The following is a 21,012-nucleotide window of genomic DNA, read 5'->3' on the forward strand; positions in this document are numbered from 1 at the left end:
TACGAGCTGGTCGTGAACGGCACCAAGGTGGACCCGATGCGAGTGCGTCTGCCGGTGGGTCGCACGCTCAAGGGCAAGGAACTTGAAGCCTACAAGCGCGAGCGCAGGCGCATCGACGACTTGCTGGAACAGAAGGACGGCGACAGCTTGAAGGTCGCCTCGGCAAAACTGTCGTCCTCCTGACGGGGAAGGCGCGACGTGCGCCTACTCCAGAAACTCAACGGAAACACCAGCCTTGACGATTTTGGCCAGTTCTTGGGCATCCCAGTTGGTTAGCCGCACGCAGCCATGGCTCTCGGTCTTTCCAATCTTTGACGGATCGGGCGTACCGTGGATGCCATAGGTTGGCTTTGAAAGCGCAATCCAAACGCTGCCGACAGGTCCATTGGGACCGGGCGGTATCTTGAGGATGTCGTGGTTTTCACCCTGCTTGAAGTTGATCTTCGGATTGTAGGTATATTCCGGATTGATCGCGATGCGCGCCACCGTATGCGTCCCCGTTGGCGAAGGCGTATCGCCCGAGCCGATGGTCGCGGGATAGGCAGCAACCAGCTTGCCACCCGCATCATAGGCGCGAACCTGCTTCTGTCTCTTGTCGGCAACGATTCGAGCCACCGGCGTCTTCACCGCGCCGCCAACATTGGCCACGCGGATCATCGTACCGGGACGCCCGAAATTCGCGCTTGGGTTCAGCGCTTTGAGATAGCGCTCATCCATATGAAAGCGTTCAGCCAGCATTTCGATAACCGAGGTATAACTCAGCCGGTCCAGTTTGGCCTTTTCGCCGTAATCGGACGGCACAGAGGCAACGAAAGGCCCTGCCGCATCTTCAGCCGAAATCGTATAGCTGGTGAAAGCATCACCGCCGCTATCGGCCAGCGCCTTCTTGATCCCAGCCGCATCAGTCGAACGCAGCACCAACCCTGTAGCCTCGCGGTAGGCAGCAAGACCCTTATCCACATTCCCCCCGAAATGACCATCGATCACGCCGGGTGAAATGCCTTTGCGGTCGAGCAGCACTTGCAACTCGGCAACTTCGATACGCGCCTTCGACGTGACCGGGGGTTCGATTGCAGCCGGCGCCGAGGCCGGGTTGGTCGGCTCGACAATCACATCAGAGGGCTGCTCGCCGGGAATCGAGGCTTCCACTGTGGGCTCGTAGGTATCGACATCCCGTTGAATGGCGGGGGCCAGTGGCTGGCGCTTGACCGGACCGCGGGTAACTGTACGCGGTTGCGCCGCGGGCTTGCGCACACCCGGTGGAGGCGCTTCCGGAAATGCTTCCTGGTAGGCGGGCTCGCGTCCGTACGGATCTTCCGGTGCCGCAAATTCGCCCTCGGGTGCCGCGCGCCCGAGCTGACGCATACGATCCTGCCGCAGCCGCGTCATATCCTCGGGGTCATCAAGATAATAGCGGTCACGCGGCGGCTGCCGGCGCGCCGGTCGGGCATTCCCACGCCGCGGTCTCTGGATCGAGAGAATTTCACCCGTATAGGGATCGATCAACACCCGCCGGCCAAGACCATCATAGTAGACCTCAAGATCGCCGGATTGCGCCAGTTGCAGCTCAACCGAGCGCGAAGGCTGCATAATTGCAGGCGACACACTTTCGCGAGCGTGCGCCTGCAGAGGCACAGCGCCTGCCACCACCACCGAAACGAACAACAATTTGCCTAGCATGTCTGCCAATTCTCTATCCCGCGCTTCGCCACAAGCGGATCTGCCGCCACGGCACGCTTAAAAATGGACCATCAAACATGAACCGGGCATGAAAATGGCCAACTGCGAAACAAATCGTGAAGGCAAGATAGAACGCGAGCCGCCGCCATTCGTTCCTGGTCTTCGGTCTCGTGGTATAGAAAGGCTGCTTCGCCCGCCGGACCGAATGCCGTCCGGCCAGTGAGTGGGAGCGGGCGCGGCACCGCCCGCGTGAACGAACAACACCGCTGGCCACTTTCACACCCCATGCAAAGCGAGAGCCATCTCACAAGCCGCGGTGATCCGGGTTCAACATCATGACGAAATCGAGCAGCGCATTCAGCGTGCTTTCACCGGCACGCGTCAGCGGCACATCGCAGGCGGGGCGATCGGGCGTTCGAAAGCCTGCCATGCAGCGCGTCTTGCCACGGCATTCGCGGTTGCGGCAGCGTTGGGGCGCATCGTCATGCGCGGCGGCGATTCGAAACAGCATCAGCAGGATGTCGTAGGCGCCGGCACGCATTTCATGGCCGGCGATCTTCTGGAGCGGCCGGGGTTTTTTGGGTGGGTAGGTTTCGAATTTGGTCGCCATGGCTTCGTTCCTTTGTCTGGAGTTGAACAGCCGCGTTCCCCCGGCACGGCAAGGCTTCGCCCGCCGAACTGGCGCACCAGCCGGATTGATAAGTGGGGAAGCGGGGCGCGGCTCGGCACCTCTTTTTATGATTTTATTGGCGCCTTCCCGACGCCCCGCCGGCTGCTTGTCCTGTCATGGTGCTGCGGGCGCGTTCAAGCTCTCACCGCAGCGGCAGGACCCAGGCTTAGGGGCTCATCACCCAGCAGAACCACCACAGTTCCACCAGCCCGGCACCGTCGCCCTGCCCCTGGCCACCTGGTGCGCAACCAGGGTTCCCACGTGCAGGACGCGAGGGAATTATGCGGGCGGGTGGAAGGGCGTGGATAGATTTGGGTCGTTGAAAGGAGCGGATATTATTTAGGGTACTGTTTTTACTGGTTTAAATATCATGATGACTCTCGCAACCACGCTTATCCGCATCTATAAAGCTGAACCGGCTTGCTCTCGGCGCGCTTGATGATTTTCTTTGCTTCGAGATCAAGCTGTACGGCCTTCAGCCACCAGCCGGCGGTGGCACCTTGCGGGAACAGGTCTTCCGGCAGATGCGGCAATAAAGCGGTGCGCGCGTCAGCCACCGTCAGCCCGGGTGATGCATCGGGCAAGATCGCTAGCAACGCATCGCGCATCGCCATATATTTTGCCCGGCTGACCCGCTCGGTACGGCCCGGTGTGGTGATGCTCTCGATTTCAACCTTGTCCTCAGGCATCGACCGTCCTCGCCACTTCGATTTTCGGATTTCTGAAACCCATTCCGATCCAGGCCCACAGCAGCTTCATGTAAAATGAGACGGTGTGGGTTTTCAGGTTCGGCACGTTGTCCGGCAGGTGTGAAGCGTCGGGTAAATCGCTGACCATGGTGCGTATATCGATCGCCGGTCGCGAGGATTCCGGCCACAGGTGCAGATAGAGGCTCAGCCAGTGCGCGCCTTTCATTTCCAGAAGCACCGGCGTGTTGCAGCAGGTGGCAACCACGCGGCGCGAGCCGGCGTCGGCCACGAGCCGGAACTCGGCCAGATGCTCCCTGCCGGAGACAAACCGGATGCGGTCCTTGCGGTATTCGGCGCTGGCGGTGGCTTCATGGGAAGTGAGAATGTTGGGCGCCCGCGGCAGCTTTGCCAGCCGCGCTGCTGCCTGCCGGCAGCTGTTGCACAGACATTCGGAGACCAGAATTGGTTCGCCCTGCACTTCCAGCCGGGTTTTGCCGCACGCGCAGCCAATATGAGTGAACTTGCTCATGATGCCTCTTCCTGCGTGAGATGAAACAGATGCCGGATGTAGCGATCCAGATGGTCAAGACTTTCCCGCGCCAGCTCGGAATCGTTGCCGGCCTTGGCGAGGAGGAAGCCGCCATGGAGAACGGCCTGGGTGTGCCGGGCCAGGCTGGCGGCGGTCCAGCCATCGTCGATGCCCCGTTCGCGCCGCGCCGCTTCTACATCGGCCTCCAGCGTTGCGGCATGGCCGAAAATGCTGCGGCCACAGGCATCGCGAATATCCGCCGATGTCGCAAATACCTCCTGCGCCATGGTTCCGACAAGGCAGCTGAATTCGGCAATCTCGCCACCGATAATGGCCCGGCGGAAAGCCACATAGGCGAGCACGCGCTCCAACGCGCCAGTGGCTTCGTGATAAGGTGCTGCAGCGAAGAATTCTGTGGTGGTCTCTTGCCAGAATTCCGCCGCTGCAACACCCAGAGCTTCCTTGCTGCCGAAGCTGTGAAAGAAGGCGCCCTTGGTGACTTCCGCCGTTTTGCAAAGATCATCGACGCTGGTTGCCGCAAAGCCCTTGGCGCGGATGACATCCCGCGCCGCCTTAAGCAGCCGTGTCCGTGCGTCGCCGCGTTCAGGAGAATGTTTGGTCGGTCTAGCCATTTGCAATTCATACCATCCGGTCGGTATGAGTCAACCCAGTGCGATCGACCACAAGGCAGCTTGCCATGGCAAACGTTGGCGACCGATGAGAGAACGACCAGTGGCGAGCAGAGCCACAAAATGCCCCCGCATTGGTGGCATGACCGTATTCCCAGCTCAGGCGCAGGTCCTCCCAGTTGGCGGCGAACTGGATCCAGTTCGCGGTCTGCTGGTTTCCGGGAACACGAAGCCAAAGAAGACCCCCAGACTGACCACGATCAGCGCGGCGGAAATCAGCGCGTAGCCCCCCGGAATGATCGCGCCGGCGGTCGTGCAGCGCGATCATTTTGAGAAGCACTGTTCTTCACCTTCTGGGCGTTGCGTATGTCGACTAATGCAGTCGCCGCTTCGTCGTTCCGGCAGGATGGCCCTTGCCTCAATGTCGAACGCTCCCGCCGGTAGGCCGGCGGGGGGCGCGGGTCGGCTCTGCCTCAGGCCGCCTCAGCCGGCTCCAAGTCCCGCGGTTTCGCCCGAAAATTCAGCCGGTCTGATCCGGCCGTCACCTTGACCTTCGAGCCATCCAGCACTTCGCCGAGCAGGATTTTTTCTGCCAGCGGGTCCTGAAGCTCTTTTTGCATCACCCGCTTGAGAGGGCGTGCGCCATAGGCTGGATCATAGCCCTTATTGGCCAACCAGTTGATTGCCTCATCGTCGAGCGACAGCTTGATCTTGCGGTCAACCAGCAGCTTTTCCAGCCTTTCGAGCTGGATTTGCACAATCGCACCCATATCCTGACGGCGCAGACGGTGAAACAGGATCACCTCATCAATGCGGTTCAGGAATTCAGGCCGGAACGCCGTGCGCACAACACCCATAACCGTATCGCGCACAACGTCGACATTCTCGTCATCGCCAAGCCCAACCAGATATTCGGAGCCCAGATTGGAGGTCATGATGATCAGCGTGTTGCGGAAATCGACCGTGCGGCCCTGCCCGTCCGTCAAGCGCCCATCGTCCAGCACCTGCAACAGCACGTTGAAGACGTCCGGATGCGCCTTCTCGATCTCGTCGAAAAGAATGACCTGATAGGGCCGGCGACGCACAGCCTCAGTCAGCGAGCCGCCTTCCTCATAGCCGACATAGCCGGGAGGCGCGCCGATCAACCGCGAGACTGAGTGCTTTTCCATGAATTCCGACATATCCAGCCGCACAATCGCGCTGTCATCATCAAACAGGAAGTTGGCAAGCGTCTTGGTCAGCTCTGTTTTGCCAACGCCCGTTGGCCCAAGAAACATGAAAGAGCCGATCGGTCGGTTGGGGTCCTGCAATCCGGCACGCGCGCGGCGCACAGCTTTCGACACCGCCTGAACCGCCTCGCCCTGCCCGACAACGCGTTTCGCCAGCGCATCTTCCATGCGCAAAAGCTTGTCGCGTTCGCCTTCCAGCATCCGGTCAACCGGAATGCCGGTCCAGCGCGACACAATATGCGCGATATGGTCTGGCGTTACGGTCTCTTCGACCATGCCGCCCTTGCCATCCTGCGCCTCTGCATCCACCAACCTCTTTTCCAGATCAGGAATCTTGCCGTAGGCCAGCTCGCCCGCGCGCTGAAACTCGCCGGTGCGCTGGGCAATAGCCAGCTCATTGCGGGCATCATCCAGTTCGCCCTTCAGATCTGCGGCAAGCCCAAGCTTGGCCTTTTCCGCAATCCAGACGGCGCTAAGCCCATCTGATTCTTCCTCGAGCGAAGTCAGTTCCTGCTCCAACCGGCCAAGACGGTCTTTCGAGGCATCATCTGTTTCAACTTTGAGCGCTTCACGCTCGATCTTGAGCTGCATGATGCGCCGGTCAATCTCGTCGAGCGCTTCGGGTTTGGAATCAACCTGCATCCGCAGGCGCGACCCCGCCTCATCCATCAGATCAATCGCCTTATCTGGCATGAACCGATCGGTGATGTAGCGATTGCCAAGCGTGGCCGCAGCCACCAGGGCCGAATCCGAAATGCGCACCTTGTGGTGCTGCTCGTATTTTTCCTTCAGCCCGCGCAGAATGGAAACCGTGTCTTCGACACTCGGCTCATTGACAAAAACCGGCTGGAAACGCCGCGCCAATGCGGCATCCTTTTCCACATGCTTGCGATATTCATCCAGCGTCGTGGCGCCGACGCAGTGCAGTTCACCGCGCGCAAGTGCCGGCTTCAACAAATTGGAGGCATCCATCGCGCCTTCGCCCTTACCGGCTCCCACCAGCGTGTGCATTTCGTCAATGAACAGGATGATACCGCCCGCAGCCGCCGTGACTTCCGATAGAACCGCCTTCAACCGCTCTTCAAACTCGCCACGATATTTGGCACCCGCAATCAGCGCGCCCATATCGAGCGCCATCAATTGCTTGTCTTTCAGCGTTTCTGGCACATCTCCATTGACGATGCGTAGCGCCAGGCCTTCCGCGATCGCGGTCTTGCCGACGCCCGGCTCGCCAATCAGCACCGGATTGTTCTTGGTGCGCCGCGACAGAACCTGGATGGTGCGGCGAATTTCATCATCGCGGCCAATCACCGGATCAAGCTTGCCAGCGCGTGCATCGGCAGTGAGATCACGCGCATATTTTTTCAACGCATCATAGCCCTGCTCGGCACTGGCAGAATCTGCGGTGCGCCCTTTGCGAATAGCCTCAATTGCCGAATTGAGCGATTGCGGCGTCACACCGGCCTTTGCCAGAATGTCAGATGTTTTCGCCGATTTCTCGACAGCAAGCGCGCTCAGCAAGCGCTCCACCGTAACGAAACTATCGCCCGCCTTTTTTGCAAGCTCTTCGGCGGTAGAAAAAACCTTCGCCGTCGGCTGCGCCAGATAAAGCTGGCCATTGCCACCCTCAACCTTCGGCATAGCATTGAGTGCTGCATCAACGGCAAGCCGCACATCGGCGGACCGGCCACCGGCGCTGTCGATCAGAGATCCGGCCAGCCCTTCCTCATCATCAACCAGCACTTTGAGCATGTGCTCGGGCGTAAACTGCTGGTGATTGCGCGACAATGCGGCCGTCTGTGCCGACTGGATAAAACCGCGCACGCGTTCTGAATATTTTTCGAGGTTCATTCACTGTCTCCTATCGTCACCAGCCCGCTTAGCGGCACCGGATCCGTTGCGGTGACGGACCTGCTTTATAAGCCAAGCCGTTGAGAAACATATGGTGATGGCGCGACAATCCTCAAGAGTGTTAGCCACCAACAAAAACGGCGGAGACTGAAAGCCCCCGCCGTTCAAACTATATCCCGAAAATTCTGGCTCAGCTGTCGGATGTCACCAGCGGTGGCTTTTCAGCCGGAGCCTCCGACGCGGCAGCCGCGACGGGTTCAGGCGCTGGCGCATCATTGCCAGGCGTTTCGTTATTGCTGGCACCGGCATTCTGCTCGATGCGCGGGCGGCGCGGGCGGCGCGGGCGGCGCGCTGGCTGCTGTCTTTCCTCCTCGCCATCATCACCACCTTGAGCGGCATCGGCGATAGGAGCAACGGTAGCTTCGGCGTCCGTCCCCTGCCCGCTATTAGCAACATGCGCGCGCGGTCGGCGTTCTTCCCTGTTTTGAGAAGCCTGCTTGTTATAAGCAACTTCGGCTGGCGTGCCGTCGATCACCGGTTGAGGCCCCGAGCCATTGTCACCTGAGCCATTGTCCTCGTTCGAACGCTGTTGGTTCGGTTGTCCCTGCGAGTTGCCGTTGCCGAAACCCTGATTGTTAGCGTTGCCGATATCCATATCGTCATCGCCACCTTCCTCATCTCCGTCAAAGCGATTTTGCTGAACCGGCATCTGCGCTTGGGCGGCGGCAATGATGCGGTTGTAGTGCTCAGCGTGCTGGAGATAGTTCTCAGCCATGACGCGATCACCGGAGCTGTGAGAATCGCGAGCAAGTGTGGTATATTTCTCGGCGATCTGCTGGGCTGATCCACGGATTTTGACATCCGGACCATTGCTTTCATAGTTACGCGTCAGCGGGTTGGGGCCTTTGCGGTTGTTATTACCACTGTTGTTATTGCTGTTACTGTTGTTATTGCCGCCGCCATTATTATTGCGACCGCGCATACGACGGTTCTGCTGTTGTGGCCTCATCCGATTCTCTTCATGTTGTAGAGCTTTACGTTGAAAAAATTATGTGGCCGGCGCACGTCACGTGTCAGCCGTTCCATCCGTCCTACCGGTGTTCGCCTGCATCTCTTGCGCTGGCGTCACATCCATCCCGTTCCGGTTCGTTTACTTGCCGGATGATCCCGCACGAAGCTAAGGCGTCGTTCACGCAGAAGGCAGCTTTGTCTTCGGAAACCGAATCGATAACAGCACTGCCTGCTTCGTCTCATCCGGTAAAAAGACCCTAAACACATTCCCCACCAATGCCAAGTATTTTTTAATTCTCCTCCAAACGCTTCATTTCATTTCGAAAATCAACGTTCTGTCACTTCCAGCCAGGTCTTTCGAAGCTGCAAAAAGCCGCAAATCAGCGCGTTCGAATATCGCGGTTACGTCTTCCTTCTGGGTGTGGCCAATTTCGACCGCCACGCAGCCACCGGGCAGAAGATGGAGACCAGCATCGCGGGCAATGACGCGGTAGGCATCAAGGCCGTCATTGCCGCCATCAAGCGCCCGCAAAGGATCGAAATGGCGGACTTCCGGATCGAGTTCTGCCAACTCCTGTTGCGAAATATACGGAGGGTTTGAGACAATCACATGATAGCCGCCGGAAACGTCCGCAAACCAATCGGAGCAAAGCGTGGTGAAGCGGAACTCCAGCCCATTTTCCGCCGCGTTGCGGGCCGCCGTTTCGAGCGCATCGACAGAAATATCGACACCGGTAGCCTCCGCTTGCGCAACCTCGCTCAAGAGCGCCAGTGCAATCGCGCCCGTCCCGGTGCCAAGATCGAGGATGCGGCAGCCACCCACGCTCAGGACTGTCTTGCGCACGATCGGTAACACCGCTTCCACCAGTGCTTCCGTGTCGGGACGTGGTTCCAGCGTTTCTGCCGAGAGCGAAAGCCGCAATCCGTAAAACTCGCGAAACCCAAAAATGCGGTGCACCGGCTCGTGGTTCAGTCTTCGGTCGAGCGCGCTTGCAACAGCCGCCACAATCGGCGGGGGAAGCGGCATATCGGGATTGGAAATCGCTTCTTTGCGGCTGGTCGACGAAAAATGTTCGACGATCATCCGCGCCTCAAGGGCGGGGTCTTCGATGAAGGAAACGCTGAGACGCCGCCGCGCATGGCCAAGCAGGGCGCCAAGCGAAGCGTGTGCTTCAGCCATTGCTGCCCAGGTCCGCGAGCAGTTTGGATTGATGATCGGCGCTGAGCGCATTGATGATCTCATCCAGTTCACCCATCATCACGCGATCAAGTTTATAGAGTGTTAGGTTGATGCGGTGGTCGGTCAGCCTCCCTTGCGGAAAATTATAGGTGCGTATCCGCTCAGAGCGATCACCAGTGCCCACCTGGGCGCGGCGCGATTCAGACCGCTCATCGGCGAGCTTTGAACGCTCCAGATCGTATAGCCTTGCACGCAAAATCTGCATCGCCCGTGCCCGATTCTGGTGCTGTGATTTTTCTGCCTGAACGACGATGATGCCTGTGGGAAGGTGCGTGATGCGCACTGCCGAGTCGGTCGTGTTGACGTGCTGCCCGCCCGCACCCGAGGCACGCATCGTATCGATACGGATATCCTCGTTCTTGATTTCGACATCCACTTCCTCGGCTTCCGGCAACACTGCAACCGTAGCTGCGGATGTGTGGATACGGCCCTGCGCTTCGGTGGCCGGCACGCGTTGCACGCGATGCACTCCGGACTCGAACTTTAGCTTGGCAAACACCGCCTTGCCCGAAATGGTGGCTATGATTTCCTTAAACCCGCCCGCGTCGCCATCGCTTGCAGATGCAATCTCAAACTTCCAGCCCTGTTCGCCCGCGTAGCGCTCATACATGCGGTAGAGATCACCCGCAAAGAGCGCCGCCTCATCGCCGCCCGTTCCGGCGCGAATTTCGAGAATGGCATTCTTGTCATCAGCAGCATCGCGCGGCAGGAGGAGAAGCTGGATGCCAGCCTGCAACGCCTCGATGCGGTCTTCCACGCCCGGCAGATCCGCCTCGACCAGACCACGCATCTCCGCATCGGTGGACTTGTCTGAGAGCATTGCTTCCAGATCCGTCAATTCAGCCTCGGCGCTCCGCAGTTCCCGGATCCGGCCAACCAGCTCCTGAAGCTCGGAATATTCCGAAGCCATTTTCACATAGGCTTCAGGTTCCGGCCCGGTCGCCATCGACGCTTCGAGCATATCGAAGCGCTTTACTACCTGGTCCATACGGTCGCGGGGCAGACTGATCATGATTTCAAAAACTTTAAAGCGGAATATTGTGGACGGCAGCGAAGGCCTGCAAATCGGCACGCATGTTCTTCATCGCGTTGGGATGCGCCAGTGACTGGTCGAGAAGCGTCGTCAGTTCGGCCAGCGGAAGCTCCGTCAGCATGGCTTTGACGGGGCCGATGGAGGCGGGAGACATGGAGATCGAGCGGTAGCCGATACCGAGCAGCGCCATTGCGGAAATGGGCCGGCCCGCAAGCTCCCCGCATAAGGTTACGGATGTCCCGGTGCGGTGACCGGCATCCGCGATCTGCTTCAGCACGCGCAGGAACGGTACGGACAGCGGGTCAAAGCGCTCAGCAAGCTGAGTATTACCGCGATCCGCTGCCATAACGAACTGGAACAGGTCATTTGATCCGACTGACACGAAGTCGACCGTCTTCATCAATTCGTCCAGCTGCCACAAGAGCGAGGGCACTTCGATCATCGCACCAAGTTTGAGAATGGTCGGCAAATCATGCGCAAAGCGCGACAAATGTCGCACCTCCCGGTCGATCAGTTCGCGCGCCTGCATGATCTCACTGATCTCAGTCACCATCGGCAGCATCAGACGCAATTCCCGCCCACCTGCCGCTTTCAGCAACGCGCGCACCTGGGTGCGCAAAAGCGTTGGGCGATCCAGCGTCAGACGTATGGCACGCCAGCCCAGCGCAGGATTTTCCTCATGGGCAGAACTCTTGAAATAGGGCAGCACTTTGTCACCACCGATATCGATGGTGCGGAAGGTGACGGGCTGGTTATGCGCTGCATCCAGAACATCGCGGTAAAGCCGCTCCTGCGCTTCGGCCCGCGGGAAGGTAGCGGCGACCATGAACTGCAGCTCGGTCCGGAACAGCCCTATGCCTGCCGCACCCGATTCGGCAAGTTGTGGAAGGTCGACCGCCAGACCGGCATTCATCATCAGGTCGATATGCGTGCCGTCCAGAGTGGTCGAAGGCTTGTTGCGCAGCTCACGGTAAAGTTCCTGCCGGCGCGCGCGGAATCGCACTTTCTCAGCAAACGCTGCCTCGACATCGGGCTGCGGGCGCAGGTGGATTTTGCCTTCATCGCCATCGACGATGATCGCGTCGCCATTTTCCGACATGGAAACGGCGCCCTTGACCTGGCCTGCCACCGGAATGCCCATGGCGCGAGCAACGATAACGACGTGGCTGGTAACAGCACCGTCTTCGAGCACCAGCCCGCGCAATCTGTCGCGCGGATAATCAAGCAGTTCGGCAGCACCCATGGAGCGCGCAACGATGATGGCATCACGCGGCAGTGTTGCCGCCAAAAGCTCTGGTCCATGGCCCATGAGTTGGCGTAGAAGCCGGTTGGCCAGATCATCGAAATCGCTCATGCGTTCGCGCAGGTAGGGGTCGGTCATGTGCAGCATGCGCGCCCGCATATCGCTCTGCACTTTTTCAACAGCCGCTTCCGCCGTGAGTCCGTTGCGCACCGCCTCCTCCAGCCGGCGCACCCAGCCCCGGTCATTGGCGAACATACGGTAGGCTTCAAGAACCGCGCGATGCTCGCCCTCAAAAGCAACATCGCGTCGCGACAGCATGTCGTCGATGGAAAGACGCAGCGAGCTGACCGCTTTTTCGAGCCGCAGCGTCTCCTCGTCGCTGTCTTCATTGAAAAGATTGGTGACGACTATACGCGGCTCATGCAGGACAACGTGGCCAAGACCCACGCCTTCGTTGAAGGACAGGCCCGAAAAGGTTGCCGGACGGCTGAGATCAAGTTCGAGGCCTGGCCGCGTCAGGCGCGATAGATCGCCCGTGGCGATCATCTCCGCGATCACCATAGCGGTGGTTTCCAGCGCCTCGGTCTCATCTTCGCGGTATATGCGTTTGGTGCGGTTTTGCACGACCAGAACGCCCAACGTGCGCCCGGCCCGCAGCACCGGAACGCCTAGGAAGGAATTATACACCTCCTCCCCGGTCTCCGGCAGATAGGCGAAGGCAGGATGCTTTTGAGCGTCAGAAAGATTGAGTGCCCGCGCGCTCGCCGCGATCGTGCCGACCAGACCCTGGCCGAGCTGCAATTGCGCCAAGTGGACCGCGCCGGGGTTCAAACCTTCGGTGGCGTAAAGCTCAAGAACCGAATCCGCGCGCAAAACGTAGAGCGAGCAAACCTCGGCCACCATGTTCTGGGCGATCTCACGGACAATGCGGTCAAGCCTCTCCTGTGGCTCCAGCGGCTCAGCCATGAGCTCGCGGAGCCGTTTCAGAAGCACGCGAGGTCCAGCGGGCATATCACGCATCGGGCTCTCCAACGGCTTCGGGTAGCGCTTCCCTCCTTGAAGCGCCAAACCGTGCCGCTATGGGAATCTCGTCTGTCTACTGCTTATCCAGACCGTAGACGGAATGCAAAGTGCGAACTGCAAGTTCCGTGTAGGCTCCATCGATAAGAATGGAGATTTTGATCTCGGATGTTGTGATGGCGCGGATATTGATACCCTTTTCGGCAAGCGCCTTGAACGCCGTTGCCGCAACACCTGCATGGCTGCGCATCCCGATACCGATCACCGAAACCTTGGACATACCCGCTTCCGACTGCACCATGTCGAAGGTGATGGTCTCCTTCATCCGGTTCAACACTCCCAGCGCCTTGTCAAGATCGCTCGACGGCACCGTGAACGTCATGTCGGTGAACGATCCATCCTCGGAAATGTTCTGAACGATCATATCAACGTTGAGATTTGCTTCGGCCAGCGGGCCGAAAATGCTGGCGGCGACACCAGGACGGTCAGATACCCGGCGCAAAGAAAGCTGCGCTTCGTCCTTGGCATAAGCAATTCCGGTTACAACCTGCTGTTCCACGATTTCATCCTCGTCGCAAATGAGCGTTCCGGGCGGATTGTCGAAATCACCCATGCCCGGAGCATCAGGATCTTCAAAGGACGAGCGCACAAAGGTGCGCACCTTGTGAACCATCGCAAGCTCGACCGAGCGCACCTGTAGAACCTTGGCGCCAAGTGACGCCATTTCGAGCATTTCTTCAAATGAAATGCGAGAAAGCCGGCGGGCCTTTGGCTCGATGCGCGGGTCGGTCGTATAGACACCATCCACATCGGTATAGATATCACAACGATCAGCCTTCACCGCCGCCGCAATCGCCACAGCACTCGTGTCCGAGCCGCCGCGGCCAAGCGTGGCGATGCGATTGTCGGGTCCGATACCCTGGAAACCGGAAATCACCGCCACTTGGCCGAAACCAAAGCGCTTGATGAGTTCTGTACCGTCAATCTCCTGGATCCGCGCTGCACCATGGGAGTTGTCGGTGCGTATGGGGATCTGCCAGCCCTGCCATGACCGTGCATCAACGCCGATGCCCTGAAGCGTAATCGCCAGAAGCCCTGAGGAAATCTGCTCGCCGGCTGCCACAACGGTATCATATTCGCGCGCATCATGCATGGGCGAGGCTTCGCGAGCCCAACCGACCAACTCGTTGGTCTTGCCGGACATGGCGGAGACCACCACGGCGACCTCGTGCCCCGCATCGACCTCGCGTTTGACGTGGCGCGCGACGTTACGGATGCGGCTGATGTCGCCGACGGACGTGCCGCCGAATTTCATCACGATACGCGCCATGAAGCTGAATTGCCTTCCGGTTAATTGGACCGAAGCCGGTTCCCGTTACGATGCCGCGGCCGAATGCGCCGGCGCAGGTCGCGGTTTCCATAGCCAAATCAGGAAATTCCCGCAAGGCACGGGCTTTGAAAAGCGACGACGTGGAGTGCTATGCCCTGGACAACAGCAGGCGAATTCCAGCAAAGCCAAAGAACACCGCAAGTGTGCCCTCGATCCAGCGCCGCGATTTTTGATAGGCGCGAACCATGGGAACGGTGGAAAACACTAGCGCGTAGCCGCAGAAAACCGATATCCCCAACAGCCCGCATCCTGCCAGGATGGCGGGGAAGGTGTAAGCCGGCGCCGAGGGCCCGAGGCCGAGCGACATGATGGCTATCCAGCCCAGCACCGCCTTGGGATTTGTGAGATGGAGGAAAACGCCACGCCGGTAGAACACGGCTTTGCTGACAGTGGGCGCCGAGACCAGCGGTTGCGGCAGCCGCGCAGTAAGTGCGGATCTGGCCGACTTCACGGCGAGATAGATAAGGTAAAATCCGCCCGCGATCTTGATGAAAAAAAGCGCCTGCGCATAATGGGCCAGAACCGCCGAAATGCCGGTAGCTGCGAGCGTCGCCCAGAACATGCTGCCCGTGAAAACACCGAGCGCCAGCGCAACCGCTGACGCGCGGCCCTGCCCCATGGCGACGCCCATAATCGCCATGTTGCTGGGGCCTGGGCTCGCGGTCGCAATCAGGTAAGCGGCGTAAACGAGCAGAATCTGGTTCAAATGATCACTCATGGAAGGCAAACTCCGCGGTCGGATCCGACTAAGACACTATGTCTTCAGCCGGTACCCCGTCCGGAAGATCCACGCCACGACAGCCAAGCAGGCCAGCAGAAACATCAGCGTCATGCCGATGCTCACTCCAACGCTGACATCCGACGTGCCAAAGAAAGACCAGCGGAACCCACTGACCAGATAGACAACGGGGTTGAACAGCGAGATCGTCTGCCAGAAGGGCGGCAGCATCTGGATCGAATAGAACGAGCCGCCGAGGAAGGCGAGCGGGGTGACAACCAGAAGCGGAATGAGCTGCAGCTTCTCGAAACCGTCGGCCCAAATGCCGATGATAAAGCCAAACAGGCTGAACGTCACCGCCGTGAGCACTAGGAACAGCACCATAGTCAGCGGATGCTGGATGGTCAGCGGTACAAAAAGTGATGCTGTGGCCAGAATGATCAACCCAAGCATGGTGGATTTGGTCGCAGCAGCACCAACATAGGCCAGTGCTACCTCGAAATAGGAGACCGGCGCCGACAGAACTTCATAGATCGTGCCCGTGAATTTAGGGAAGTAGATGCCAAATGAGGCATTGGCGATCGACTGGGTCAAAAGTGTCAGCATGATCAATCCGGGCACAATGAAAGCACCATAGCTGATCCCTTCCACGCTCTCGATGCGCGACCCGATGGCGGTCCCGAAAACCACGAAGTACAGCGATGTCGAGATGACCGGCGAAACGATGCTCTGAAACAGCGTGCGGAAAGCGCGCTGCATCTCGAACACATAGATGGATTTGACGGCGCGCCAGTTCATGCCCGGTCCCTCACCAGATTCACGAAGATATCTTCCAGCGAGCTCTGGCTCGTCTGCAGGTCCTTGAAGCGAACCCCGGCTTTGGAGAGATCGGCAAGCAGCGACGTGATGCCAGTGCGCTCACCGCGACTGTCATAGGTGAAGGTGAGCTCAGCCCCCTCTTTACCCAGCGAAAGGTCATAGCCGCTAAGCCCCGGCGGAATGACGTCCATCGGCTCGTGCAACATTAGCGTGAGCTGCTTCTTGCCCAAGTTCTGCATCAGCCGTGCCTTTTCCTCGACAAGGATGATCTCGCCCTTGTTGATGACCCCGATCCGGTCGGCCATCTCCTCGGCTTCCTCAATGTAATGCGTCGTGAGGATGATGGTGACGCCTGTCTCGCGCAGCTTTCGCACCAGGTTCCACATGTCGCGGCGCAGCTCGACGTCAACGCCGGCCGTCGGCTCATCAAGGAACAAAATATCCGGTTCGTGCGACAGCGCCTTGGCGATCATGTGCCGACGTTTCATGCCACCCGAAAGAGTGATGATCTTGGCGTCTTTTTTGTCCCACAGCGAAAGGTCGCGCAGGATCTTCTCCACCAGTGCGGGATTGGCCGGCTTACCAAACAGGCCACGAGTAAAGGATACATCCGCAAATACCGTCTCGAACGCGTTGGTATGCAGTTCCTGCGGCACCAGCCCGATCATCGCGCGGGCCGCGCGGTAATCGGTGATAATATCATGGCCTCCGACTGTGACCGAACCGGTGCTGGCATTGATCAGTCCACAAACGACACCGATAAGCGTTGTCTTGCCGGCGCCGTTGGGGCCCAGAAGGGCAAAAATCTCGCCCTTCGTCACATCAAGGTCGACACTTTTCAGCGCCTCAAAACCGGTGGAATAGGTCTTGGAAAGGCTTTTTATCGCGATAATTGGTTGCATGATGGGGCTGCCGTTGAGAGCGGAAGGAAGGGCAAGTGCGCTGATGCGAATGGCATATGGGAGAGCCGACGGTGCAATACCATAGTTTTGAGAGATATCCGGAAGCCGAATGCAACCTATGCTGCCAATACCCGACACCGCGCAACAATGGCACCGGGATGCGAAGCAGAGTTCTATTGACTTGTCCAGTCTTGACATTCGGCTGCGGGAACCCGACTTCCTTGCCTTCCAAGGAGACACCGAGACTATGCCCGAAGCCCGCCGAACGACAATCGACGCCCGCGAGATCGAGCACTTTTCAAGCCTCGCCGCCGAATGGTGGAACCCAAACGGCAAATTCCGCCCACTGCACAAGTTCAACCCTGTCCGCCTTGCCTATATCCGGGACCAAATCGCCGCCCGCTTTGGCCGCGACCCGCGCGCTGCGCGCCCATTCGAGGGCCTGCGCATCCTTGATATCGGTTGCGGAGGCGGACTCTTGTGCGAACCGATGGCGCGGCTTGGCGCGACAGTAGTGGGCGCCGACGCCTCTGCTAACAATATCGAGGTCGCCAAGCTACATGCAGTTGAGGGTGGCCTCGACATCGATTATCGCGCCACCACAGCCGAAAATCTGGCCGACGAAGGCGAAAAATTCGACGTCATTCTCAATATGGAGGTGGTCGAACATGTCGCCGACGTAGAGCTTTTTATCAGCAAATGCGGCGAGATGCTCAAGCCCGGCGGTATCATGTTCGTGGCGACCATCAACCGTACATTGAAAGCGCTCGGCCTGGCGATCATTGGAGCCGAATACGTGCTGCGCTGGCTGCCGCGAGGAACCCACCAATATGGCAAGCTTGTCCGTCCCGAAGAACTGGACGCTGCCCTAGTCAAGGCCGGGCTGTCGACCACTGACCGCACCGGCGTGACATACAATCCGCTCGCCGACCGCTGGCAGCGATCAACGGACATGGACGTCAACTATATGGTCCTGGCGGAAAAACCCGCCGAGGCGTGACGTATCCGTGACGCTCAATTCCGATCGTCGGGAAACGAGGGTATCGGCATGAACTCAACCCCGTCCTCAACCAGACCGCGCGCCTCATCCACCGTAGCTGCGCCGTAGATACTGCGCGCATCAGTCTCGCCAAAGTGGATTTTGCGTGCCTCTTCGGCAAATTTATCGCCGACATCCTCAGAGTTGGCACGCATCTTCTCCGATAGCGCCTTCAGCTCAGCCATCGCCTGACGCTGACTTGCATCAAGCGTCAATGCCATCTTTTCCTTTTTGCGGCCGGTTGAGACCGCAGGTGCCATCAGCGCTTTTTCGACCAAATGCGAACCGCAGACCGGGCATTCCACAAAGCCCCGCTTCTGCTGAGTTTCGAAATCCTCATTGTTGCGAAACCAGCCTTCAAACGCGTGGTCGCGCTCACAGCCCAGTGAAAAGCGGATCAAGATGCCGCCCTCAAACCGGCCTTTGTGCCGATCATGCGCACCGAAAATTCGCGTGCATTCTTGAGGTTGGGTATTTTTCGGCGTGCCGCAGCCACCGCGTCGGTATCGATATCGGCATAGACGATACCGGGTTCATCATTGCCGGCATCGGCCAGCACTTTGCCCCATGGGTCGATGATGAGGGAGTGTCCAAACGTCTCGCGGCCGTCCTCATGAAGCCCGCCTTGCGCGGCGGCAATAACAAATGCTCCGTTCTCGATAGCGCGTGCACGCAGCAAAACATGCCAATGCGCTTCTCCCGTCTGTCGGGTAAAGGCAGCAGGCGCAGTCAGGACCTCGGCGCCGGCTAGGGCCTGCGCGCGAAACAATTGCGGAAACCGCACATCAAAGCAGATCGCCAGACCGAACCGGCCCTGCGGCAGGTCGAGCACCACGGTCTCTAGACCTGGCTCATAGGCCGCCGACTCCCGCCAACTTTCGCCATTGTCCAAATCCACGTCAAACATATGCACCTTGTCATAGGTAGCTACGAGGCCACGGTGGGCGTCATAGACCAGCGCGCGATTGGCAAGCTTGCCGTCGCTGGCAACGATGGCATTTGAACCGACATGGATAGTAATTGATAGCTCGGCGGCGATCCTTGCTGCCGTTTGCGCCACAATGTCCTCGTCAACCGTCCCGAACAGCGACGAACGAGCAGCCTCGTCGCGCACCATAGCATTGGTCATTTCCGGCGTCTGGATATAGGTTGCGCCCTTAGCGGCCGCCTCTCGCACCATCTGTTCAAAATCGCTCGCGTTCTTCTTCGGATCGATGCTGGAGCGCATCTGGATTGCGGCTGCCTTGAAATTCCCCATGGTCTCCGTCCTCTTCAATTGCCGACAGCGAGCATAGCGTCAAGCCTGCCGCTTTTGTCCAGATCGTGCAGTTCATCCGAGCCGCCCACATGCGTCTCGCCGATGAAAATCTGTGGGAACGTCCAACGCCCAGAACGGTCTATCATCTGCTGGCGCAGTTCCGGTGAGAAGCTGGCGTCATGCTCGGTGTATGTGACGGCTTTTTTGTCGAGCAACCGCTTGGCCGCCGCGCAGTAGCCACACATCATGCGGGTGTAAATCGTCACTTCGGCCATCATGTCTCTTCCATTCTACCCATCCTATATAGTTTCCACCTCGCCCGCCTGAAAGTCCCCCGGGATAACACGCGCAAAGGTCAGCACATCAACATGGGCGGCACCTGCGCGCTTAAGCGCCAAGGTCGCCGCCCTCACCGTTGCGCCCGTCGTATAGACATCGTCGATGAGAAGGATGGTACGTCCCCTCACCTTAATGTCCGCCGCCGCGGGAACCTGGAACGCACCCTTCACATTGGCGTCGCGTTCGGACTTCTTCAAGCCCACCTGTTGACGTGTCCCCTTAACGCGATGGAGCGCACCTGGTTCGAATGGCCTAGTACCAAGCCGGGCAACTGCGCGCGCCAGTTCGGACGACTGGTTGAAACGGCGTGAAAGAAATCGCCGCCAGTGGAGCGGCACCGGCACGACCAGATCAGCGTCGGCAATCAGGTCTCTTCCCGCCCGCAGCATCCACCGAGCCATCCACGGCGCGAGGTCGGTACGGTCGTGATATTTCAGCCCCTGCACCATCTGCCGGGCGATGCCGGAATAAGAAACCGCCGCCCGCGCCCGCCCAAAGGGCGGCGGGTTGGCGATCGCTTCCGCCGACAGGAACCCCTCGCCCATGTCATGGCTGAACGGCGTGCCCATCACCTCGCACCACGGTCGCTCCAAAAACTTAAGCTGCGGCCAGCACGCCGCGCACAGTGTTCCCGGTTGAGATGTCTGACGGCGACAACCGGCACAAACCGGTGGAAACAAAAGCCGCGCCGGCCAGCGCAGTGCCGACGACGCAAATCCCTTGATCTCCCGTGCCAGATCAGTCACGTGCTTTTCTCAAATGCTCTAGTCCACATCTGACTGGAGAATTAGTGGCCCGGCAAGCACGCGATTGTGTGGAGCATGGTAAATTGGAAAAAATCTTCGACGAAGCATTAATCGTGGCGCGTAAACGCCGCGCTTTGGCATCTGCAGACGCAGGCGCTGCCTTTCTGATGACGCGCGTCGCGGACGATCTTGCCGAGCGCCTGTCGACGGTGGAACGCCGTTTTCCTACCGCCGCCGCGCTCTTTTCAACGACGGCACATGCAACCGAAACGCTGCGCGCCTCCGGCAAGGTCGACAGCATATCCCGCATCGAGACGGATGGCGCGATGCTCGGTCCGGAGGGCGGCGCGGTCGCGAACGCTGGACAGAAAATCCCGTTGAACCCGGAAAGTCTTGATCTCGTGGTGTCACTGCTTGGCCTCCAGGATATCAACGATATCCCGGGTACCCTTATCCAGATCCGGCGGGCGCTGAAGCCGGATGGGCTGTTTCTCGCGGCCTTTTCAGGCAATGGTACCCTTGCCGAACTGCGCGAGTGCCTGCTTGCCGCAGAAACCGAAATCAGAGGCGGCGCCAGCCCGCGAGTAAGCCCGCTTGCCGATGTGCGTGAAGCCGGAGGCCTGTTGCAGCGCGCTGGCTTTGCCCTCCCGGTAGCGGATGTGGAAACAGTGACCGTGCGCTACGACACGATGTTCGGCTTGCTGAAAGACCTGCGCGGCATGGGAACCACCAATTCGCTGGCCGACCGATCACGCCAGCCAGGAACACGACACCTGTTTCAGCGCGCCGCTGAAATCTATGCCGAGCGCTTTGCCGATCCCGATGGGCGCATTCGCGCGACATTCTCGTTTATCTGGTTGTCCGGCTGGGCTCCACATACCTCGCAGCAAACACCCCTTAAACCGGGCTCGGCCAAAACCTCGTTGACAAAATTTCTCGATGACATCGAAACGGGGAGTGATCGCAGCGAAACCTGA

21 protein-coding genes (1 of these 21 only partly in view) are annotated in these 21,012 nt (G+C 59.1%); 3 read left to right on the forward strand and 18 right to left on the reverse strand.

All coding sequences use genetic code 11. The features are described 5' to 3' along the window. A protein-coding gene (locus GA830_RS01810) for a M23 family metallopeptidase (protein ID WP_195163431.1) crosses the window boundary here: on the forward strand, nucleotides 1–183 show its 3' end. 1,797 nt of this gene lie to the left of the window's left edge; 183 of the gene's 1,980 nt are visible here — the last part of the coding sequence; the start codon falls outside the window, past its left edge; its stop codon occupies nucleotides 181–183. Nucleotides 184–204: 21 nt separating this feature from the next. On the opposite strand, the gene GA830_RS01815 is transcribed toward GA830_RS01810, so the two are convergent. From GA830_RS01815 to GA830_RS01880, 14 genes are all read right to left on the reverse strand, one after another. After that, a complete protein-coding gene (locus GA830_RS01815; protein ID WP_195164714.1) occupies nucleotides 205–1,680 on the reverse strand; it encodes a L,D-transpeptidase in 1,476 nt (491 codons plus the stop codon). A gap of 304 nt (nucleotides 1,681–1,984) precedes the next feature. Beyond that, nucleotides 1,985–2,290: a hypothetical protein gene (locus tag GA830_RS01820; protein ID WP_195163432.1), complete on the reverse strand. Its 306-nt coding sequence runs from the start codon at nucleotides 2,288–2,290 to the stop codon at nucleotides 1,985–1,987. A 452-nt stretch (nucleotides 2,291–2,742) separates the two neighbouring features. After that, nucleotides 2,743–3,039, reverse strand: a complete 297-nt coding sequence (locus tag GA830_RS01825; protein WP_195163433.1) for a DUF6958 family protein — start codon at nucleotides 3,037–3,039, stop codon at nucleotides 2,743–2,745. Then, complete coding sequence (locus GA830_RS01830; protein ID WP_195163434.1) at nucleotides 3,032–3,568, reverse strand: GFA family protein; 537 nt, start codon at nucleotides 3,566–3,568, stop codon at nucleotides 3,032–3,034. Before GA830_RS01830 ends, GA830_RS01825 begins: the two co-directional genes overlap by 8 nt. Continuing rightward, nucleotides 3,565–4,200 carry a TetR/AcrR family transcriptional regulator gene (locus tag GA830_RS01835; protein WP_195163435.1) on the reverse strand — a complete coding sequence of 212 codons (636 nt, stop codon included), beginning with the start codon at nucleotides 4,198–4,200 and terminating at the stop codon, nucleotides 3,565–3,567. Before GA830_RS01835 ends, GA830_RS01830 begins: the two co-directional genes overlap by 4 nt. Before the next feature lie 470 nt (nucleotides 4,201–4,670). Further along, on the reverse strand, nucleotides 4,671–7,277 hold the full coding sequence (clpB, locus tag GA830_RS01840; protein ID WP_195163436.1) for an ATP-dependent chaperone ClpB: 2,607 nt from the start codon (nucleotides 7,275–7,277) through the stop codon (nucleotides 4,671–4,673). 190 nt (nucleotides 7,278–7,467) lie between these two features. Beyond that, nucleotides 7,468–8,286 (reverse strand): DUF4167 domain-containing protein, encoded by an 819-nt coding sequence (locus GA830_RS01845; protein ID WP_195163437.1) that lies wholly within the window; start codon nucleotides 8,284–8,286, stop codon nucleotides 7,468–7,470. A 312-nt stretch (nucleotides 8,287–8,598) separates the two neighbouring features. Beyond that, nucleotides 8,599–9,468, reverse strand: coding sequence for a peptide chain release factor N(5)-glutamine methyltransferase (gene prmC, locus GA830_RS01850; protein ID WP_195163438.1), 870 nt, complete (start codon nucleotides 9,466–9,468; stop codon nucleotides 8,599–8,601). Then, a complete protein-coding gene (gene prfA / locus GA830_RS01855; RefSeq protein WP_195163439.1) occupies nucleotides 9,461–10,540 on the reverse strand; it encodes a peptide chain release factor 1 in 1,080 nt (359 codons plus the stop codon). Before prfA ends, prmC begins: the two co-directional genes overlap by 8 nt. A gap of 13 nt (nucleotides 10,541–10,553) precedes the next feature. Then, a complete protein-coding gene (gene ptsP / locus GA830_RS01860; RefSeq protein ID WP_195163440.1) occupies nucleotides 10,554–12,824 on the reverse strand; it encodes a phosphoenolpyruvate--protein phosphotransferase in 2,271 nt (756 codons plus the stop codon). A 76-nt stretch (nucleotides 12,825–12,900) separates the two neighbouring features. Continuing rightward, entirely contained in the window at nucleotides 12,901–14,154 is a 1,254-nt protein-coding gene (locus GA830_RS01865; RefSeq protein WP_195163441.1) for an aspartate kinase, read from the reverse strand. Between the two features lie 148 nt (nucleotides 14,155–14,302). Continuing rightward, nucleotides 14,303–14,932 (reverse strand): LysE family translocator, encoded by a 630-nt coding sequence (locus tag GA830_RS01870; protein ID WP_195163442.1) that lies wholly within the window; start codon nucleotides 14,930–14,932, stop codon nucleotides 14,303–14,305. Between the two features lie 36 nt (nucleotides 14,933–14,968). Further along, nucleotides 14,969–15,730 (reverse strand): ABC transporter permease, encoded by a 762-nt coding sequence (locus GA830_RS01875; RefSeq protein ID WP_195163443.1) that lies wholly within the window; start codon nucleotides 15,728–15,730, stop codon nucleotides 14,969–14,971. Then, entirely contained in the window at nucleotides 15,727–16,653 is a 927-nt protein-coding gene (locus GA830_RS01880; RefSeq protein ID WP_195163444.1) for an ABC transporter ATP-binding protein, read from the reverse strand. The genes GA830_RS01875 and GA830_RS01880 overlap by 4 nt, the downstream gene beginning before the upstream one ends. Before the next feature lie 247 nt (nucleotides 16,654–16,900). On the opposite strand from GA830_RS01880, the gene ubiG reads away from it, so the two are divergent. Beyond that, nucleotides 16,901–17,653 carry a bifunctional 2-polyprenyl-6-hydroxyphenol methylase/3-demethylubiquinol 3-O-methyltransferase UbiG gene (gene ubiG, locus GA830_RS01885; RefSeq protein ID WP_195163445.1) on the forward strand — a complete coding sequence of 251 codons (753 nt, stop codon included), beginning with the start codon at nucleotides 16,901–16,903 and terminating at the stop codon, nucleotides 17,651–17,653. Between the two features lie 14 nt (nucleotides 17,654–17,667). Here the strand turns inward: ubiG and GA830_RS01890 are convergent, their stop codons facing one another. From GA830_RS01890 to GA830_RS01905, 4 genes are read right to left on the reverse strand one after another with little or no spacing between them, the layout of a single operon-like run. Then, the gene (locus tag GA830_RS01890) at nucleotides 17,668–18,093 is read right to left on the reverse strand and encodes a DUF1178 family protein (RefSeq protein ID WP_195163446.1); all 426 of its coding nucleotides are present in this window, start codon (nucleotides 18,091–18,093) and stop codon (nucleotides 17,668–17,670) included. Beyond that, on the reverse strand, nucleotides 18,090–18,950 hold the full coding sequence (locus GA830_RS01895; protein WP_195163447.1) for a carbon-nitrogen hydrolase family protein: 861 nt from the start codon (nucleotides 18,948–18,950) through the stop codon (nucleotides 18,090–18,092). Before GA830_RS01895 ends, GA830_RS01890 begins: the two co-directional genes overlap by 4 nt. Before the next feature lie 14 nt (nucleotides 18,951–18,964). Further along, the gene (grxC, locus tag GA830_RS01900; RefSeq protein ID WP_195164715.1) at nucleotides 18,965–19,225 is read right to left on the reverse strand and encodes a glutaredoxin 3; all 261 of its coding nucleotides are present in this window, start codon (nucleotides 19,223–19,225) and stop codon (nucleotides 18,965–18,967) included. Between the two features lie 24 nt (nucleotides 19,226–19,249). Beyond that, nucleotides 19,250–20,035 (reverse strand): ComF family protein, encoded by a 786-nt coding sequence (locus GA830_RS01905; protein WP_195163448.1) that lies wholly within the window; start codon nucleotides 20,033–20,035, stop codon nucleotides 19,250–19,252. 83 nt (nucleotides 20,036–20,118) lie between these two features. Here GA830_RS01905 and GA830_RS01910 point away from each other — a divergent pair, with 83 nt between their 5' ends. Further along, nucleotides 20,119–21,012 (forward strand): methyltransferase domain-containing protein, encoded by an 894-nt coding sequence (locus GA830_RS01910; protein ID WP_195163449.1) that lies wholly within the window; start codon nucleotides 20,119–20,121, stop codon nucleotides 21,010–21,012.

This window comes from Mesorhizobium sp. NBSH29 (assembly GCF_015500055.1).
GTDB lineage: Bacteria > Pseudomonadota > Alphaproteobacteria > Rhizobiales > Rhizobiaceae > Neomesorhizobium.

What these genes read in the sequence shown, in the direction of transcription:
- GA830_RS01825 (WP_195163433.1), bottom strand. Translation starts at nt 3,039, where the DNA reads ATGCCTGAGGACAAGGTTGAAATCGAGAGCATCACCACACCGGGCCGT.
- GA830_RS01870 (WP_195163442.1), bottom strand. Translation starts at nt 14,932, where the DNA reads ATGAGTGATCATTTGAACCAGATTCTGCTCGTTTACGCCGCTTACCTG.
- ubiG (WP_195163445.1), top strand. Translation starts at nt 16,901, where the DNA reads ATGCCCGAAGCCCGCCGAACGACAATCGACGCCCGCGAGATCGAGCAC.
- GA830_RS01895 (WP_195163447.1), bottom strand. Translation starts at nt 18,950, where the DNA reads ATGGGGAATTTCAAGGCAGCCGCAATCCAGATGCGCTCCAGCATCGAT.
- GA830_RS01875 (WP_195163443.1), bottom strand. Translation starts at nt 15,730, where the DNA reads ATGAACTGGCGCGCCGTCAAATCCATCTATGTGTTCGAGATGCAGCGC.
- GA830_RS01880 (WP_195163444.1), bottom strand. Translation starts at nt 16,653, where the DNA reads ATGCAACCAATTATCGCGATAAAAAGCCTTTCCAAGACCTATTCCACC.
- GA830_RS01815 (WP_195164714.1), bottom strand. Translation starts at nt 1,680, where the DNA reads ATGCTAGGCAAATTGTTGTTCGTTTCGGTGGTGGTGGCAGGCGCTGTG.
- GA830_RS01830 (WP_195163434.1), bottom strand. Translation starts at nt 3,568, where the DNA reads ATGAGCAAGTTCACTCATATTGGCTGCGCGTGCGGCAAAACCCGGCTG.
- clpB (WP_195163436.1), bottom strand. Translation starts at nt 7,277, where the DNA reads ATGAACCTCGAAAAATATTCAGAACGCGTGCGCGGTTTTATCCAGTCG.
- GA830_RS01865 (WP_195163441.1), bottom strand. Translation starts at nt 14,154, where the DNA reads ATGGCGCGTATCGTGATGAAATTCGGCGGCACGTCCGTCGGCGACATC.
- grxC (WP_195164715.1), bottom strand. Translation starts at nt 19,225, where the DNA reads ATGGCCGAAGTGACGATTTACACCCGCATGATGTGTGGCTACTGCGCG.
- ptsP (WP_195163440.1), bottom strand. Translation starts at nt 12,824, where the DNA reads ATGCGTGATATGCCCGCTGGACCTCGCGTGCTTCTGAAACGGCTCCGC.
- GA830_RS01835 (WP_195163435.1), bottom strand. Translation starts at nt 4,200, where the DNA reads ATGGCTAGACCGACCAAACATTCTCCTGAACGCGGCGACGCACGGACA.
- prmC (WP_195163438.1), bottom strand. Translation starts at nt 9,468, where the DNA reads ATGGCTGAAGCACACGCTTCGCTTGGCGCCCTGCTTGGCCATGCGCGG.
- prfA (WP_195163439.1), bottom strand. Translation starts at nt 10,540, where the DNA reads ATGATCAGTCTGCCCCGCGACCGTATGGACCAGGTAGTAAAGCGCTTC.
- GA830_RS01845 (WP_195163437.1), bottom strand. Translation starts at nt 8,286, where the DNA reads ATGAGGCCACAACAGCAGAACCGTCGTATGCGCGGTCGCAATAATAAT.
- GA830_RS01820 (WP_195163432.1), bottom strand. Translation starts at nt 2,290, where the DNA reads ATGGCGACCAAATTCGAAACCTACCCACCCAAAAAACCCCGGCCGCTC.